The organism is Streptomyces sp. NBC_00271 (genome assembly GCF_036178845.1).
GTDB lineage: Bacteria > Actinomycetota > Actinomycetes > Streptomycetales > Streptomycetaceae > Streptomyces.
The window spans coordinates 8,641,791-8,658,670 of the sequence record NZ_CP108070.1 but is presented as its reverse complement, the minus strand read 5'-3'; the positions used below and the strand labels follow the sequence as shown (position 1 = coordinate 8,658,670).

General features: G+C 72.2%; 16 protein-coding genes and 1 pseudogene. 9 read left to right on the top strand and 8 right to left on the bottom strand.

The window, feature by feature from the left end:
• Window positions 1-43: 43 nt before the first annotated feature.
• The gene (locus OG798_RS39135) at window positions 44-1,015 is read right to left on the bottom strand and encodes a YHYH protein (protein ID WP_328758502.1); all 972 of its coding nucleotides are present in this window, start codon (window positions 1,013-1,015) and stop codon (window positions 44-46) included.
• Window positions 1,016-1,373: 358 nt separating this feature from the next.
• On the opposite strand from OG798_RS39135, the gene OG798_RS39130 reads away from it, so the two are divergent.
• Window positions 1,374-2,711: an acyltransferase family protein gene (locus tag OG798_RS39130; RefSeq protein WP_328758501.1), complete on the top strand. Its 1,338-nt coding sequence runs from the start codon at window positions 1,374-1,376 to the stop codon at window positions 2,709-2,711.
• A gap of 86 nt (window positions 2,712-2,797) precedes the next feature.
• Here OG798_RS39130 and OG798_RS39125 read toward each other — a convergent pair.
• Window positions 2,798-2,971, bottom strand: a pseudogene (locus OG798_RS39125) (RNA-guided endonuclease TnpB family protein); the annotation flags it as partial.
• Window positions 2,972-3,265: 294 nt separating this feature from the next.
• Here OG798_RS39125 and OG798_RS39120 point away from each other — a divergent pair.
• A complete protein-coding gene (locus OG798_RS39120; protein ID WP_121414721.1) occupies window positions 3,266-4,342 on the top strand; it encodes a LacI family DNA-binding transcriptional regulator in 1,077 nt (358 codons plus the stop codon).
• On the opposite strand, the gene OG798_RS39115 is transcribed toward OG798_RS39120, so the two are convergent.
• From OG798_RS39115 to OG798_RS39105, 3 genes are all read right to left on the bottom strand, one after another.
• The gene (locus OG798_RS39115) at window positions 4,320-4,973 is read right to left on the bottom strand and encodes a ThuA domain-containing protein (protein ID WP_095857710.1); all 654 of its coding nucleotides are present in this window, start codon (window positions 4,971-4,973) and stop codon (window positions 4,320-4,322) included. The genes OG798_RS39120 and OG798_RS39115 overlap by 23 nt on opposite strands.
• Before the next feature lie 155 nt (window positions 4,974-5,128).
• Entirely contained in the window at window positions 5,129-5,698 is a 570-nt protein-coding gene (locus OG798_RS39110; protein WP_323138756.1) for a hypothetical protein, read from the bottom strand.
• A 55-nt stretch (window positions 5,699-5,753) separates the two neighbouring features.
• Entirely contained in the window at window positions 5,754-6,155 is a 402-nt protein-coding gene (locus OG798_RS39105) for a DUF3592 domain-containing protein (protein ID WP_095852021.1), read from the bottom strand.
• Window positions 6,156-6,313: 158 nt separating this feature from the next.
• Here OG798_RS39105 and OG798_RS39100 point away from each other — a divergent pair, with 158 nt between their 5' ends.
• Window positions 6,314-6,718: a VOC family protein gene (locus OG798_RS39100; RefSeq protein WP_328758499.1), complete on the top strand. Its 405-nt coding sequence runs from the start codon at window positions 6,314-6,316 to the stop codon at window positions 6,716-6,718.
• On the opposite strand, the gene OG798_RS39095 is transcribed toward OG798_RS39100, so the two are convergent.
• Both OG798_RS39095 and OG798_RS39090 read right to left on the bottom strand, forming a co-directional pair.
• Window positions 6,701-7,387: a helix-turn-helix transcriptional regulator gene (locus OG798_RS39095; RefSeq protein ID WP_328758498.1), complete on the bottom strand. Its 687-nt coding sequence runs from the start codon at window positions 7,385-7,387 to the stop codon at window positions 6,701-6,703. The two genes, OG798_RS39100 and OG798_RS39095, sit on opposite strands and share 18 nt — an antisense overlap.
• A gap of 10 nt (window positions 7,388-7,397) precedes the next feature.
• A complete protein-coding gene (locus OG798_RS39090) occupies window positions 7,398-8,333 on the bottom strand; it encodes an AraC family transcriptional regulator (protein WP_328758497.1) in 936 nt (311 codons plus the stop codon).
• A 103-nt stretch (window positions 8,334-8,436) separates the two neighbouring features.
• Between OG798_RS39090 and OG798_RS39085 the strand changes: the two genes are divergently transcribed.
• Window positions 8,437-9,288 carry an NAD(P)H-binding protein gene (locus OG798_RS39085; RefSeq protein ID WP_328758496.1) on the top strand — a complete coding sequence of 284 codons (852 nt, stop codon included), beginning with the start codon at window positions 8,437-8,439 and terminating at the stop codon, window positions 9,286-9,288.
• A 113-nt stretch (window positions 9,289-9,401) separates the two neighbouring features.
• On the opposite strand, the gene OG798_RS39080 is transcribed toward OG798_RS39085, so the two are convergent.
• The gene (locus OG798_RS39080; RefSeq protein ID WP_095852025.1) at window positions 9,402-10,562 is read right to left on the bottom strand and encodes a YihY/virulence factor BrkB family protein; all 1,161 of its coding nucleotides are present in this window, start codon (window positions 10,560-10,562) and stop codon (window positions 9,402-9,404) included.
• 17 nt (window positions 10,563-10,579) lie between these two features.
• Between OG798_RS39080 and OG798_RS39075 the strand changes: the two genes are divergently transcribed.
• The 5 genes from OG798_RS39075 to OG798_RS39055 all read left to right on the top strand — a co-directional run bounded on the left by OG798_RS39075 (window position 10,580) and on the right by OG798_RS39055 (window position 16,869).
• Window positions 10,580-12,214, top strand: a complete 1,635-nt coding sequence (locus OG798_RS39075) for an acyl-CoA dehydrogenase family protein (RefSeq protein ID WP_121414724.1) — start codon at window positions 10,580-10,582, stop codon at window positions 12,212-12,214.
• Between the two features lie 380 nt (window positions 12,215-12,594).
• Window positions 12,595-14,001 carry a GAF domain-containing protein gene (locus tag OG798_RS39070; RefSeq protein ID WP_267063073.1) on the top strand — a complete coding sequence of 469 codons (1,407 nt, stop codon included), beginning with the start codon at window positions 12,595-12,597 and terminating at the stop codon, window positions 13,999-14,001.
• Window positions 14,002-14,082: 81 nt separating this feature from the next.
• Window positions 14,083-15,462 (top strand): hypothetical protein, encoded by a 1,380-nt coding sequence (locus tag OG798_RS39065; protein ID WP_267063072.1) that lies wholly within the window; start codon window positions 14,083-14,085, stop codon window positions 15,460-15,462.
• A 578-nt stretch (window positions 15,463-16,040) separates the two neighbouring features.
• A complete protein-coding gene (locus tag OG798_RS39060) occupies window positions 16,041-16,613 on the top strand; it encodes a GNAT family N-acetyltransferase (protein WP_095852029.1) in 573 nt (190 codons plus the stop codon).
• Between the two features lie 172 nt (window positions 16,614-16,785).
• Window positions 16,786-16,869: a putative leader peptide gene (locus OG798_RS39055; protein WP_309486338.1), complete on the top strand. Its 84-nt coding sequence runs from the start codon at window positions 16,786-16,788 to the stop codon at window positions 16,867-16,869.
• Window positions 16,870-16,880 lie beyond the last annotated feature (11 nt).

Here is a 16,880-nt window from a genome sequence, read left to right as displayed (position 1 = left end):
CGGCGCGTCGTGTCCTTCCACAGCAGAGCATTCCGAACGCACCCTAGTGTCCGCCGCGTCCGGACCCGGGCACGGTCACCGGCTTCGCCCGGAAACATCCGATGGAGTACGGATACTCTCCGTTGAGGTGGTAGTGGTACATGACGACCCTCTTGCCGTCCCACATGATCGCGTGTGTGTGACCGTGGCAGACGTCCAGATCCCTGTTCTTGACGATCTTTCCGTCCTCGCCGCGCGGCCCGAAAATCCCGAAGCCGTCGATGGCGTATCCCACGAGCGGTGAGTGCCGGGAAGGGGAACGGGTGTCCGCGGACCCCCTCGAGGACTTGTTGCCGAAGCAGGTCTGCGAGGGGCCGTGGTAGTGGTACTGCGTTTCGTACGGATGGCCCCAGCAGCGGTCCAGCGGCAGGGCCGCGTTGGGGTCGACCGGTCGGTCCTCCGCGTCGGTGGCCACCTCCAGGTGGAAGGTGCCGCCCGCCAGAGCCATCCCGGTCGTCAGCTGGTCGATGCACGTGGGCCGCGCCCGGACAGACGGATCGCGCGGAACGGTGACGTCGAGGTTCCACGGCTTGATGGGGATCGCGGCGGCGTTGGGGTACCCGTGCGCGGGAATCTCCGCGTAGTACTTGTAGGCGGGGGTGCCCTTCTGGACGGTGAAGCGCCCGGTGGGCTGGTCCGGGAGCCCGTTGCCCTTGAAGCGCCTCCCGGTCGCGGTCGTCGTCACCTTCAGGTACTTCTTCCAGTGCATGGTCCCCGACACGAACGGGCGCTTGAGTACGTCGATCACACCGTGCGCGTCGATCCACGGGCGGTCGGGCCGAGTGAGGGTCCCCCCTTTGCAGGCGAAGAGGGTGTCGCGTGCGGGTGAGGCGATCGACGTGCCGGTGGGGGGTGTGCGCAGGCGGGTGATGAGGGTGCCGCCTCCCCCGCCACGTACGTCCTCGGCCGCCCGCGCGGGATGCGGCGGGACCACCGCCACGGCCCCGGAGTCGGCCGGGGCCATCGATGGACCCATCAGCGCACAGGCGGTACCGGCCGCCACGGCAACGGATCTGAGTACGCCGTGCATCAACGCTTCCCATCTCGACAAGGAACAGACGGGCGGCGAGCCGACGCGCCCGGCCCGGTTCCCCACGCCCGCATCACCTCACCACGCTCGGCTGCCGATGCCCTGCTGACACGTACGCGCGTTCGGGTGAGGCCGCGTCCGGAGCGGGTCGCGCCACCGCCCGCCAGTCGTTGGGGGCAGGAGCCGACCACGGCCCGGACCTGTCGGGCTCCTGCCTGCGGGGGATGTCGTACCGGGCACGAATTGGTTGCGGCCCGGGCTCCCCGCGGTGGCCGGTGGCGGCACTGCGGCAACATGACAGCCCATGAGCAGAGACCGCTACGTCGACTTCCTGCGCGCGTGGGCGATCGGCCTGGTGGTACTCGGCCACTGGCTGATCACCGCCCTCGTCCGGGAGCCCGGCGGGGAGATCCGCACGCCGGAGCTGCTGGCGACCGTGCCCTGGACCCAGTGGCTGACGCTGGGGTTCCAGATCATGCCGCTGTTCTTCCTCGCCGGGGGCCATGCGGCGGGCGGCAGTTGGGCGCGGGCCCGGGCGGCGGGCGGTACGGCCGCCGGATGGGTCGGAGGGCGGGCGCTGCGGCTGCTGCTTCCGGCCGCCGTGTACAGCGGACTTGTGCTGTCCGCCGTAGGGATCTGCTCGGCGGTCGGCGTGGACCCGAACACCGTTGAACTGGTGGGCTGGGCGATGGCGATGCAGTTCTGGTTCCTTCCGGTGTATCTGCTCCTCAGCGCCCTGACCCCGCCGCTGCACGCGGCGCACCGGCGCTGGGGGCTCCTCGTCCCGGTGGCGATGGGCGCGGTCGCCCTCGTGGCCGACACCCTGGTGGTGGCGGTGCACATGCCGTACGTCGGACTGCTCGATTACGTGCTCGTCTGGGGCGTGGCCTACCAACTGGGTTTCTGCTGGCGGGACGGCCTGCTGACGGAGCGCCGGCCGCTCCCGGCCGCGCTGGCGGCGGGCGGCGCACTGGCCTTCGCCGCGCTGATCACCCTCGGGCCGTTCCCGGTCAGTCTGATCCTGGTGACCGGGCAGACCCCCAGCAACACCGATCCGCCGTCGGCGGCGATGCTGGCATGGGCGGTGGCCCAGGTCGGCCTGTGCCTACTGGCCGCGCCCGCGGTACGACGGCTGCTGAACCGCGAGCGGGTGTGGCGGGCGGTGCGCCCCGTGGGCGGCGCCAGCATGACGCTGTATCTGTGGCACATGCTGCCGGTGCTGATCGTCGCCGCCGCGTTCTATCTGACCGGCCTCGCGCCCGAACCCACCCTCGGGTCCGCGGCCTGGTGGGGACTCCGGTTGCCGTGGCTCCTCGTGCTCGGCGTCGTCCTGGCCGGTGTCGTGCGGGCGCTGCGTCCCCTGGAGCGCGGGCTGAGCCTCCTCTACGAACGGACGCGCCCGGACCCCGACTTCTCCCGCTCCTCCGGCTCCTCCCGCTACTGGCTGCCCGGGCTCGGTCTGGCGGCGAGCGTCACCGCCCTGACCCGCTTCGCCACCCGGGGCTTCGCCCCCGACGGCCGATTCCCCGTCCTGCCCGCGCTGGGCCTGCTGTTGGGCACGACACTGCTGACGGCACGCCGCCGGACGACGGCCGACCGGAACCCCGGGGAGCCCAAGGAGGCTCTGCGCGAGGCCGCCTGACGCCACGTCGGGTGCCGGCGGCGGGGCGGGCGGTCGGGAGATTTCAGGACTTTCCCCGTGTCGTCCATGGCTTCGTGGAAGGCTGAGCGTCCGCAGTCCATGGTGGTGTGCGCGGGGTGCACCAGGCGCACGTCCCGCGCGTGCTTGCGGCCCATCTCGGTCAGGGCCCGCTCTATGGCGCCGATCGCGGCGTCGGCAGCCTTGCGGCCCATCGACGTCCCGGCGAGGAACTTCGGGCGGAAGTCCTCCACAGCGACCGCGTAGCCCTTCGTCGGAGGGCATGTCCTACTTCACCGCGGCACTGGGAGACGCCGTCCCGATCGCCTGACCGTGCCCGGTCGCACGGTCGGCACGACCCGGCGCACGTTCGGTATTTCGAGAGTTTCAGCCCGCGAGGAGTCCCGTGGACTTCCGTCAATCCTTTCCCCTTCACGCCGTATTGAGGCGGGCTTAGTGTAGAAAGCGGTTGCTACGCGATCGCGGTGCCGGTCGTGCGAGCAGTGCTGTTCGAAACTTTCGACGGGCCCTCGGGCGGGCCGGGGAGGCGGGCTCTCATGGTGCGTACGGGAAGCGTGGCCGGGCCGACGCTGGCGGTCGTCGCCCGTGCGGCGGGGGTGTCGGTGCCGACGGCGTCGAAGGTGGTCAACGGCCGGGAGGACGTGGCACCGGAGACCCGCCGCCGGGTGACCGAAGCGCTCGACCGGCTCGGCTACGTCCGCAGACCCCGCTTCGAGGCGGCAAAGCCGCCGGGGCTGGTCGACCTCGTGGTGCACTCGCTGGAGAGCTCCTGGTCGGGCGCGGTGCTGCACGGGGTGGAGGGTGCGGCGCACGACGCGGGCCTGGAGGTGGTCGTCTCGGCCGGCCTGCCCCGGACCGGGGGCGGGCGCCCGGAGCGCGACTGGCTGGACAAGCTCACCACGCGGGGCTCGGCGGGCGTGCTGTTCCACCTGGCCGAGCTCACCTCGTCCCAGTACGCCTGGCTGGAGCAGCACCGCGTCCCGTTCGTGATGATCGACCCGGTGCTCGAACCGCCGCCCGGTGTGGTGTCGGTGGGCGCGGCCAACTGGCAGGGCGGGGTGCTGGCGACGGAACACCTCCTCTCCCTCGGCCACGAACGCATCGGCGTCATCGGCGGCTTCCGCCGCAGGATGTGGGGCGGCGCCCGGGTCGCCGGCTACCGCTCGGCCCTCGCCTCGGCCGGAATCGGACACCGCCCCGAGTACGTCCGTTACGGCGGCTTCAGCGAGACCGGCGCCCACCGCCGCATGCGGGAACTCCTCGACCTCCCCGAGCCGCCCACCGCCGTCTTCGTCTGCTCCGACCGGATGGCCCTCGGCGCCTACCAGGCCTTGTCCGAACGGGAGTTGAGCGTCCCGGACGACTTCAGTGTGGTCGGCTTCGACGACCTTCCCGAGTCACGCTGGGCCACCCCGGCCCTCACCACCGTGCGCCAGCCGCTCTCCGAGATGGCCGCGACGGCACTGCGCCTGCTCGTGCGGATGATGGCGGGCGAGCAACCCGAAGGCACACGTACGGAGTTGTCGACGCGTCTGGTGGAACGGGCGAGTACGGGGCCGGTACCGAGCGGTCGGAGAGCGGCCGAATCGCTCAGAGGGTGGTCGCCCAGGTGATGCCGCCGAGCAGATGCGCACGGAAGTCGGGGTCCTCGTACGCCTCCGAGGCGTGCCCGAGCGCGGTGTAGAAGACCCGGCCCGCGCCCTGTTCCCGGCACCACACGAGGGGATGGTCCCGGCCCATGCCGCCGCCCTCGTACGAGGATTCGTCGGCGGAGGCGAGGACGCGGACCGCACCGCGCGGGTTGGCGCGGAAGTCGTACCACTCGTCGGTGAACTCCCAGACGGCCGGGAGGTGTTCGGTCGCGGGATGTCCGCGGTCCTCGACGACGGCCTTGCCCGGCTGGTACTCCGGGTGCCGGTCGAAGCGCGCGCCGAGGAGTTCGCCGTAGTACGGCCAGTCGTACTCGGTGCAGGCGGCGGCGTGCACTCCGACGAACCCGCCGCCGCCCTCGACGTACGCCGCGAGCCGGGTCCGTCCGGGCGGGGTCAGCACGTCCCCGCTGGTGGAGAGGAAGACGACCGCCGCGTACGGGTCGAGGGGCGTCTCGAACGCGGCCGGGTCCTCGGTGGCGTCGACGTCGAAGCCGTGAGTCGCGCCCAGGGAGCGTACGGCGGCGACGGCGGCCGGGATGGAGTCGTGCCGGTAGTCGGTGGTGCGGGTGTAGACGAGAACGCGGGTGGTCATGGGCGCGAGCCTATGTCTGGGGATCGTCTTCGGCTGCGGGGTGGGGGCTGTTCCTCGGGCGCCGGACGGGCGCAAGGCCTTCGGGAGCGCGGGGAACCGCGCACCCCGTCCCCCCGTCGACGGCACGTCACCCCGCTCCACGGGGCCGTGTCTGTTCAAGCCGGTGGCAGGACGGCGGCGAGTTCGGCGTCGCTCGGGCGGTGGGCGGAGTGGAGGGCGGAGCGCAGGACGGCCCGCGTCACCTTCGTCGCGTCACCGCTCACTTTCAGCACATGGCCCTTCTCGACGAGCGCGTACTCGTGGCGGCCCCCACCGGCGCGGTACCACGCGTCGCCGTCCCGCTCACACACCGTCCGCTCTCCCGCCATGCCGCCGACCGGCTGCTTCGGGCAGGACCGCGCCGTCATCGTGCCCCGCTCCACGGACAGTTGGATCTGGGCGTTGGTCTCCTTCGCCCAGTACACGCCGGAGAAGCCGTCGTCGCCGTACACGCCGACCGACTGCTGGGCGAGGGTGAAACCGGGCGCCTTCGTGACGTACACGAGTTCCGGTGCGACCCCCAACGCGCCCACACGTGCGTCGAGTTCGACCCGGCTCGGCACGGCGACCGACGCCGACGCGTCCACCCCGGTCCCGGCCCCCGTCTTCTCCGTCCCGCACCCCGTGAGCAGTACGGGAAACAGCATCACCACCGGGAGCAACAGCACGCGCACAGATCGGATCATGACGCCCATCCTGCCGCACAGGCGTTCCACAGGTGTGCCTCAGTACACATACGCGTCAGTGCACGACGATGAAGACGCCCACCGCGAGGAAGACCGCTGCCGCGCACGCCATGACGACCACCGGTCCCGTCATGTGCCGCCACATCCGCACCCTGGCCCGCTGCGGGTTGTGCGGCGGATAGATCACGGGCACGGTCAGCCCGGTGGCGAGCCCCATTCCGGATCCGCGCATCCGGGGCTTGAACTCCACACGGTGGCCACGGTGGTCCAGGAACTCGATGACCGGCACCCATTCCGGCCCGTCCTCACTGCTCACACGGACGTTGTCGACCACGACGCCGTGGGTGTGGCGCCCGTGCCGGCGCAACCGGCGCATCTGGACGCCTTCCGAGAGCGCGCAGCCGAGGAGGAAGACGCCGGCTCCCCCGCACATGACGGCCCCGAGTGTGCCTGCCATGCCTTCGCCTTCCCTCCACACCGGTAACCCGTACTTGATCTGTCCCGGCCACAGGAGACGCGCTCCTTCGTGAGTTCGGTTCCCGTCCCTCCGCCTGCGGAGGGACTCTGTCCGATTCGTTCAAGACCCGCTTCCCGCGCCCTGCCTACGGTGTCCCCATGACTCCACGATTCGCCGTGATCGGCCTGGTCGCCTCCGACATGGCCGCCACGCTCGCCTTCTACCGCCGCCTCGGGCTCGTCTTCCCCGAGGGCTCCGAGGACCAGCCGCACGTCGAGGCCGAACTGCCCGGCGGGTCCCGGCTGGCGATCGACACCGAGGAGACGGTCCGTTCGTTCCACGCGGGGTGGCGGCCGCCGGCCGACGGGGGCGGCCGGATGTCGCTCGCCTTCGGCTGCGACGGCCCGGCGGAGGTCGACTCGGTCTACGAGGACCTGGCCGGCGCCGGATACCACGGCGAGCTCAAGCCGTGGGACGCCTTCTGGGGGATGCGGTACGCGGTCGTGCACGACCCGGACGGCAATGGCGTCGACCTGTTCGCGCCGCTACCCGCGCCCGAGTAGTTCCCCCAGCGGCATGCCCGCCAACTCCCTCACGTCCCGGGCCAGATGGGCCTGGTCGGCGAAGCCGGAGCGGGCCGCCGTCTCCGCGAAGGGGACCCCGGCGCGGGCGAGCGCGAGCGCCCGTTGCAGGCGCAGGACGCGGGCGAGGGTCTTGGGTCCGTAGCCGAAGGCGGTCAGTGAGCGGCGGTGCAACTGCCGTGCGCTCAGGCCGAGTCGGTCGGCCGTCGCCGCGATCGACCGGCCCGCGTCCAGGTCCGCCACGACCTCCCGCAGCAGCGGGTCGGGGGGTTCGGTGACAGCCGCCCGGTCCAGTGCCACCTGCTCCAGCGCGGCCACCGGGTCGGCGGCCGCGGCGACCCGCGCGGTGCGGCGCCGGACCTCCGAGGCCGGCCACAGGTCCGCCAAGTCGACGCGCAGGGCGCGCAGTTCATGGGCGGGTACGCCGAGGAACGTCGGCCCCGTGCCGGGGTAGAAACGGACGCCCGCCCAGTGCCCGGCCGCGCCCTCGGGAACGTACGCCCGGGTGTCGGGCCCGGCGACGAGCAGTCGCCCCTCGTGCCAGAGCAGGTCCATACAGCCGTCGGGAAGCACGGCCCCCACCGTGGAACCGGACGTTCCACGGGACCACACGACGGCGCCCGGCAACCGGGCAGGCCGCTCCATGTACATGCACGTCAGGCTACGCCGCCCGCGTCCGGTGCTCCTGCGGGCTCACCCCGTACACCCGCTTGAAGGCGCTGGACAGGGCGAACGCGCTGCCGTAGCCGACGTGGCGGGCGATCGCCTCAAGGGTGTCGTCCGTTTCGCGCAGCCGGTCGGCGGCCAGGGCGAGGCGCCAGCCGGTGAGGTACGTCATCGGGGGCTCGCCCACGAGTTCGCTGAAGCGGCGGGCCAACGCGGCCCGGGACACCCCGGCCTTCGCGGCGAGCGTCGCCACCGTCCAGGGGTGTGCCGGGTCGTCCTGGACGAGCCGCAGCACCCGGCCGACGACGGGGTCCGCGAGCGCCCGGTACCAGGCGGGGGCGGCGGCCTCCGGACGGGAGAACCAGGCGCGCAGCGCGGCGATCATGAGGAGGTCGAGGAGCCGGTCCAGGACCACCTCCTGGCCGGGCTCGTCACGGACGATCTCCTCGGTGAGGATCGCGGTGAGCGGGCAGTCCCACACGTCCTGGGTCAGGGAGAGCAGCGGCGGCAGGGCGTCGAGCAGCCTGCCGTTGATCTCGCCCCGCATCATGTACGTCCCGATCAGCAGCACCGTGGAGCCGTCGAGCCGGTCGCCCCAGGTGCGGACGTCCAGGTCCCACTGGCCCTTCAGGGACCGCCCGTCGGGGTAGGTGCACTCGCCGCCCGGCAGGATCACCGCCTGCGGCGGGGTCCCCGGGTCGTCCGCGCAGGTGTACGGGTCGGGGCCGCGGGCGATCGCGAGGTCACCGGCCCGCAGGAACACGCGCTCCCCCGCGTCCGGCACGACCCAGGCCTCGCCGCGCACCACGAGCATGATCGTGAGGGGGGCGCGGTCCTCGACGCGCACGCACCAGGGCGGGTCGAAGCACGCACGGATCATGAAGGCGCCGCGTGCCCGGGGGCCCTCCAGCAGACCGGCGAGTGCGTCCATGGCGTCAGCGTAGACGTCCGAGGGGAAGGGACGTAGACGTCCGCTTATGAGAATGAGTTCCTCGGCGATGGGAGCCCTGCGTGAGCGGCGATTCACTGTCGGTATGACGCAGAACAGAGCAGGCGAAGAGCACGTACGGGACATGACGGTGCTGGTGACGGGCGCCACAGGGCGTACCGGGCGGCGGGTGGCCGAGGCCGCGCGGGCGGCGGGGCTGAAGGTGCGGGCGGCGTCCCGTGCGGCGGGGTTCGACTGGACGGACCGGTCGACGTGGGCGGACACCCTGCGGGGTGCCGACGCGGCGTATCTCGTCCACCCCACGGACGTCGGCTCGCCCGACGCGGCCGAGCTGGTCGGGGGTCTGGCACGGGAGGCGGTCGGGCTGGGGGTGCGGCGGCTGGTGCTGCTGTCCTCGCGGGGTGAGGAGCGGGCGCGGCCGGCCGAGGAGGCGCTGCGGGCGTCGGGCGCGGACTGGACGGTCGTACGGGCCGCGTGGTTCGCGCAGAACTTCAGCGAGGGGCCGTTGGTGGAGGGGCTGCTCCGCGGGGAACTGGTGTTTCCCGCCGGTGAGGTGCGGGAGCCGTTCATCGATGTGCGGGACATCGCGGACGTCGTGGTGGCCGTGCTCACGGGGGGCGACCGGTATGTCGGGCAGGAGCTCGCCGTCTCCGGGCCCCGGCTGCTGAGTTTTCGGGAGGCGGTGGGGGAGATCGCGGCGGCGACGGGGGGTGAGCTGACGTATCTCCCGGTGACGGCGCGCCAGTACGGCGATCAGCTGGCCGGGTTCGGGGTGCCGGCACAGGAGGTCGAGTTCCTCGTCGAGCTCTTCGAGAGCCTGCTCGACGGGCGCAACTCCTACCTGTCGGAGGGTGTGCGGGAGGTTCTGGGGCGGGAGCCGCGCGATTTCACTGCGTTCGCTCGGGAGGCGGCGGTGGGGGGTGCGTGGAAGGGGTAGGTCCGTCCCCTCCCCAACCTGGGGGCTCCGCCCCCAGACCCCCGGGGTGCGTTCTTCGGGTGCGGGTGGTGGGGGTTGAGCACCCAGTTCCCCGCGCCCCCGAGGGGCGCGTCCTACTCCCCCGCGCAGTCGTCGTCGTTGCTCTTGCGGGGGTGGTGGGAGCTCTTGACGTGGGTGCGGAGGCGGGAGGTCACGTCCTCCGGGGGGAGGAAGCGGGACCAGCGTTCCGGGAACTCGGAGGGCATGTCCGGGTCGTCGGGATCGGGGTCGGCGGCGCGGTGGGCGGCGGCGCGGGCGACGTACTCGGCGGCCTGCTCCTGACGCAGGCGCTCGTTCGCGGCGCGGGCCGCGGCCGTGGCGGCGGCCGGCCAGACCCGGTCGATGGCCGCGTTGACGGCGGCGCCGACGAGAACGGCGAACGCGGACACACCGATCCACAGCAGGACGGCCACGGGGGCGGCGAGTGAGCCGTAGATCGTCGGGCCCTCGACCGTGCTCGTCAGGTAGATACGGAGCAGGAAGCTCCCGAAGACCCACATGGCGAGGGCGACCAGCGCGCCGGGCACGTCCTCCACCCAGGGTGAGCGGACGGGCACCGACACGTGGTACAGCGTGGTCAGGAAGACGACCGAGAGCACGATGACGACAGGCCAGTACAGGACCTGTACGAGCGTCGCCGACCACGGCACGATCTGCACCACCGCGTCCGGGCCCGCGACCATCAGCGGCAGCGCGATCGAGCCGATCAGCAGCGCCACGATGAACAGCAGGAACGACATCACGCGCGTCGCCACGATCCCCCGGGTGCCGTCGAGGCCATACATCACGGTGATGGTGTCGACGAAGACGTTCACCGCGCGCGAGCCCGACCACAGGGCGAAGAGGAAGCCGAGGGAGATGATGTCGGGCCGGCCGCCCTTCATCACGTCGTGGAGGATCGGTTCGGCGATCTGGTGGACGCCCTTGTCGGTGAGGACGGTGCGGGAAGCCTCCAGAATGTTGGACTCCAGGCTGGCGATCGAGTGCGCGCCGGTCCAGTCGTCCACGTAGCCGAGCAGTCCGATCATGCTCAGCAGCAGGGGCGGCACGGACAGGAGTGTGAAGAAGGCGGCCTCGGCCGCCAGCCCCAGGATCCGGTACTCCATGCAGGAGTTGACGGTGTCCTTGAGCAGCAGCCAGGCGGTCCTGCGCTTCGACACGTTCCTGTACAGCGCGCGAGCGCGGTGAAAGCGGCCCACGGGAGACCGTTCAGGTGTTTCTTTTGCCTGGTGCACGTCCTTACCGTATCCGTATGGCAGCCAGCACCCACACCGTGACCAACCAGGCTCCGCCCCTGGTCGGATATGACGTCTTTGCCGCCGACCGGGCCCTCGTGGAGGCGGTCGAGCGGCACCTGGATCCAGGACTTCTCGACGAGGCACGCGAGGAGCTGTCGCTGCTCGGGCGCACGACGGGCTCCGCGCAGGTGCAGGAGTGGGGGGTGCTGGCCAACGAGAACCCGCCGAAGCTGCGCACCCACGACCGCTACGGCAACCGCGTCGACGAGGTCGATTTCCATCCCGCCTGGCACCGACTGCTCGGCAAGGGGGTCTCGGCGGGGCTGACGGCGGCCTGGAGCCGTCCGGGCGGTCACCTCAGGCGCGCGGCCGGCTTCGTCGTGTGGTCGCAGGCCGAGGCAGGCCACGGCTGCCCGCTGTCGATGACCCACGCGGCGGTGCCCGCCCTGCGCACCGACCCGGCGCTCGCCGCCCTCTGGGAACCACTGCTCACGTCCACCGTCTACGACCAGGGGCTGCGGCCCGCCTCCCAGAAGGCCGGTGTGCTCTTCGGGATGGGCATGACGGAGAAGCAGGGCGGCAGTGACGTACGGGCGAACAGGACCGAGGCGCGGCCGCTCGCCGAGGACGGGACCTACGAGCTGACCGGGCACAAGTGGTTCTGTTCGGCACCGATGTCGGACGGGTTCCTGGTGCTGGCGCAGGCGCCGGGGGGCCTCACCTGTTTTCTGGTGCCGAGGGTGCTGGAGGACGGGACCCGCAACGTGTTCCGCATCCAGCGGCTCAAGGACAAGCTCGGCAACAAGTCGAACGCGTCGAGCGAGGTCGAGTTCGACGGGACCTGGGCGCGCCGGGTCGGGGACGAGGGGCGCGGGGTGCGCACCATCATCGAGATGGTCGCGGTGACCCGGCTGGACTGTGTGCTCGGCGCCGCCGCCGTCATGCGGCAGGCCGTGGCGCAGGCCGTGCACCACTGCACCTACCGGGAGGCCTTCGGCGGCAAGCTGATCGACAAGCCGCTGATGCGCAACGTGCTGGCGGACCTGGCGCTGGAGTCGGAGGCGGCGACGACGCTGGCGATGCGTCTGGCGGCGGCGTACGACGACGGGGGCGAGGACGAGCGGGCCTTCCTGCGGCTCGCGGTGCCGGCCGCCAAGTACTGGGTGACCAAGCGCTGCACCCCGGTGGCGGTGGAGGCACTGGAGTGCCTGGGCGGCAACGGGTACGTCGAGGAGTCCGGCATGCCGAGGCTGCTGCGCGAGTCGCCGCTCAACTCCATCTGGGAGGGAGCGGGCAATGTGCAGGCCCTCGACCTGCTGCGCGCGATCCAGCGGGAGCCGCAGGCGCTGAACGCGTTCCTGCAGGAGGTGGGCCGGGCCCGCGGCGCCGACCACCGGCTCGACGGCGCGATCAAGAACCTGCTGGGCGAACTCGCCGACCTGGACGGTATCGAGGGTCGCGGGCGCAGGCTCGCGGAGCGGGTCGCGCTGGTGCTGCAGGGGTCGCTGCTCGTCCAGTACGCGCCCCCGGAGGTCGCCGACGCGTTCTGCGCCTCACGGCTGGGCGGCGACTGGGGCTCGGCCTTCGGCACCCTGCCGCACACTCTCGATCTGGCCACGGTGGTGGAACGGGCCCGACCGGTTTCCTGACCAGTTTGCCGAGCAGCTTCCTGAGCTGCTCCTGAGCCGGTCTCCGCACCGGGCGCGGGGGTGGTGCTGCGCCGACACGGCACCACCCCCGCTCTCTGGCCCCGTTGTGAGGAGCGCGAACGCCGCACGGGCGGCGTTGCTCAAGTTTCCGACCCCGTACGGCTGTTCGCCAGGGTTGCAGGGGGTTGCAACTTTTCCGGCCTCTATGGCCGGACTGTGTCCCTCCGTCGGCGCCGAGCGGCACTATGAGAACAGCAGTCAGTACGGGCCCGGGTGACCGTGGCCGAAAAGGGCCGGGCAGTGGTGGGCCACAGGTGCCCCGAACCCGTCGGTTCGTCGGTCCGTCGGCCCGTCCGTCCGGGGAGGATGGGGAGGATTCCGTGGCGCACTCGCCGATCGACGTGACGCGGCTCGCCGCCCTGGACGCCGCCCAGGCGGCCCGTGTCCTGCGCGAGGTGCGCGACGCCACGCTCTCCGGACAGCCCGCCCGCCTCGCGCCACGCCCGGTGATCGAGCAGTCCTGGGAGCGCATGCTGCGCAGCGGCGTCGACCCCGACCACGACTTCCGGGCCGGGCTGCTGGTCCGTGACGAGGTCGAGCGGCGGCGCCAGACCTCGCAGATGCGGCATGTCCTGCCGGTGCTGCGCGAGGGCCTGCTCACGGTCGCGGACGTCGCGCACCACATCATGGTGGTCGCGGACGCGGAGGGCCGGGTGCTGTGGCGGGAGGGCAGCGCGTCCGTGCTGCGCAAGGCCGACGGGTTCGGCTTCGAACTCGGGGCGGACTGGCGCGAGGGCGTGGTCGGTACGAACGGTGTGGGCACCCCGCTGGTCGCCCGGCGCCCCGTCCAGGTTTTCTCCGCCGAGCACTTCGTGCGCACCCACCACTCGTGGACCTGCACCGGCGCCCCGATCACCGACCCGCGCGACGGCAGTCTGATCGGCGTCGTGGACGTGAGCGGGCCGCTGGACACCCTGCACCCGGCGACGCTCGCCCTGGTCGGCTCGGTGGCCAAACTCGCCGAGGCGCGCCTGCGCGAGCTGCACCTGACCTCACTGGAGGGGCTGCGCGCGGTGGCGGCGCCGGTGCTCGCCCGGCTCGGCGGGCGCGCCCTCGCCGTGGACCAGGACGGCTGGACGGCCGCGGTCACCGGGATGCCGTACACCGGACGGCTCGCGCTGCCCAAGGCGCTCGCTCCCGGGCGGAGTTGGCTGCCGACGCTCGGGCTGTGCGTGGTGGAGCCGCTGCCCGGCGGTTGGCTGCTGCGGGCCGCCGACGAGCCGGGGCCCCGGCGGGCCGCGCGGATCGTCCTGGACCTGGCGCACCCGCGGCGCTCCTCGGTGACCGTCTCGTCCGAGGCGGGCTCCTGGTGCCACGAACTGAGCCCCCGCCATGCCGAGTTGCTGTACCTGCTGGCCGTCCGACCCGCCGGGCGCAGCGCCTCCGGGCTCGCCGACGACCTGTTCGACGACCCCGGTCGTACGGTGACGGTGCGGGCCGAGATGTCGCGCGTACGGCGGTATCTCGGGGCTTTTCTGGAACACCGGCCGTATCGTTTCTGCGAGGCCGCGGAGGTCGAGTTGGTACTCCCGGAGGACCCCCAGGACCTGCTCCCCCACTCGACGGCGCCGGCGGTGCGCAGGGCGCGGAAACCCGGGCCCCCTTGTACCGCACCGGGGCCCGACGCGTCACCCGACCGGCCGAATATGCCCCCTGCGAGAGGCAAGGAGCGTATTTCGGGACCGTCTTCCGGGGTCCTAGACCAGGCACATGGCTCTCTGACGTAGCATCCCTCCACAGGCCACCCCACCCGTCTCTCCGTCAATGTTCTGATCATGAGGGGCAGTTGGCCTTCCTCGGGAGGACGCATGAAGCACCGCGGCAGACACCGTCGTAGGCGAAGGGGACAGGCGCTGCGCGCCACCCTGGCCGGAACCGCCCTCGCGCTCACCGCGGCCGCCACGCTGATCAGCACCTCCCAGGCCACGGGCAGCAACAGCCCGGGCGCGCTGACGCCGCTCACGTCGGCCGCCGAGACCAGCAGGCTCCAACTGCACGAGAACCTGGTCGCCGGGGACACTCTCAGCACGCTCAGCCGGAACATGGGTGGGAACGTCGGGGTCTCCGGCGTGCTGGCGAGCGCCGACCACACGATGCGCGACGAGGCCGACTGCTCCGGGACCGAGCGGGCCGCGCTGCCGCTCGAACCGGTCGCCACCCGCGCGTACTGCTGGGCCTCGGACGACGCGCGGACGCAAGCGTGGGCTCCCGCCTCCGTCACCACCTCCGGTGACGCCGCCCAGGACGGCCGGTGGGGCGACCAGCGGGTCATCCTGGCGGGCTGGAACCACGACGACCGGGCCGCGGGTGCCTCCGCCACCGACCGGGGTCTGGCCCGGGTCGCCTTCATCGACGCGAGCGACCCGGCGGCGCTCAGGTACCGCTGGGTGCTGCTGGTCGCGCCGCGCGACGGCGGCAGGGACTTCGGCGCGGTCCGTTCCCGGCTGGGCGGCATGGTCTGGTACCAGGGCAAGCTGATCGTCACCGCGCAGAACGGCGCGGGGCAGGACGACTCCCTGCTCGTCTTCGACCTGCACCACCTCCTGAAGGCGGGCGTGGACAGCGGGGCGATCGGCAAGGTGCGGGGCGGCTACTCCGCGCACGGCTACCGGTACGTGCTGCCGGCCGTCGGCTCGTACAGCCCGGCGGGCGGCACGTGCGGCTCGGGCGAGGCCCGGGCGAACCCCTGTTTCGGTTCCCTGTCGCTGGACCGCACCTCGACGCCGGACAGCCTGGTCGCCACCGAGGCGGCGCCGGCCGACGGCACGGAGCGGACCCGGATCTGGCGGTACTCGTACAGCACCGTCGCCGGCCGGGCGGGGTTGCTCGGCAGCGACTCCCTGGGGCGGGTCGATGCGCGCGAGGCCTACACGACCAAGGCCGCCGGGCTCTCGGGTGTCCTCTCCTATACGCCGGCCGGGGCGCGCAAGGCCGACTGGTACGTCGGCCACACGCCCGCCAGTGGTGGCCGGCACGGCACGCTGTGGCGGCAGAGCGGTCATGCCGCCGAGGCGGTCCAGTGCACCGGTGACCAGTCCTACGCCTGTTGGGGCCAGCACACCGCCTCCCTGTCCTACTGGCAGGAGACCGGCGAACTGTGGACCCTCACCGGCGCCGACCCCGACACGACACCGGAGCGCGTCCTGTACGCGGTCCCGTTGACCGCGGTGAACAAGTCCCTGGGCTAGAGCCCGGGTGGGTTCTTCGCCCCCGCCGCCCCTACCCGTCCCATCCCCACTTGGGGGCTCCGCCCCCAAACCCCCGATCGGCCTGAACGGCCTCGTCCTCAAACGCCGGACAGGCTGGAGATGCGGGCCGGGGTGGGTGGGGCGCGGCCCCCGTCCTCGCCCTGGAACGCCGAACGCCCCAGGGCTTTCAGGCGCACGGGGAACCACGCGCCCAGCCCCCCCCCAGCCCGCAGCCAAACGAACCGGACGGGCGGGGGGATCGGGGCGAAGCCCCGTCTTAGGGGCGCGGGGAACTGCGCGAGCGGCCCCCACCGGCCCGCAGCCAAACGAACCGGACGGGCGGGGGGATCGGGGCGAAGCCCCGTCTTAGGGGCGCGGGGAACTGCGCGAGCGGCCCCCACCGGCCCGCAGCCAAACCAACCGGACGGGCGGGGGAATCGGGGCGCAGCCCCGTCTTAGGGGCGCGGGGAACTGCGCGATCGGCCCCCGCCGGGCCGCGGACGAAGAACACACCAAGGCGTCCCGGTACGCAGCCCCCGCTTTGGAGCCGGGCGCAGCCCCGTGGTTCCCTGGCCTTCATGAGCAACGTCACTGTGACCACCTGGTCCCTGGAGCAGACCGCGTCGAGCGACCTGCTCCCCGCGATCACACCCGACGGCGACGTCAGGATCGTGCGCTCCGAAGTCCCCTCGCCCGAGTTCAACCGCTTCCTGTACGCCTCCGTGGGCGGAGACATCCGCTGGACCGACCGCCTGAGCTGGACGTACGCGCAGTGGCAGGAGGTCCTGGACCGCCCCGGCGTGGAGACCTGGGTCGCTTACGACCGGGGAACGCCCGCGGGCTATGTCGAGCTGGACCCGCAGGACGACGGCGTTGTCGAGGTCATGTACTTCGGACTGATACCCGCCTTCCGGGGCCGGCGGATCGGCGGGCACCTGCTCTCGTACGGGGTGGCGCGAGCCTGGGACCTGGCGGAGCGCTGGCCGGGGCGGCCCGAGACGAAGCGTGTCTGGCTGCATACATGCAGCAAGGACGGGGAGCACGCGATGGACAACTACCTGCGCCGCGGCTTCAAGCTCTTCGACACCAAGGTGGAGGAGGAGCCGGAGGTCGCCACGCCCGGACCCTGGCCGGGCGCGCGAGCCGTCTGACCTGCCGCGGGCCGACCCTCGGCCCGCCCTCGGGCGGTCACCGGGCCGCAGGATCGTCCATTCCTGCCCAGCTGTGTGACCGACAACACCTTCGTCTCACCCTTCGGGACAAGGGTGTCCACATGATGGATGACGGTGGACTGGCCCGAGATCCCCGTGACACGCTTCCGTCATGTCTGGAACTGGAATTGCCTTGGTGAGTCGGCGGCACGTCGACCTCGGCCGCATGTCCAGCGCCATCTGTCCGGCGAGCTGACAGCCCCGGCC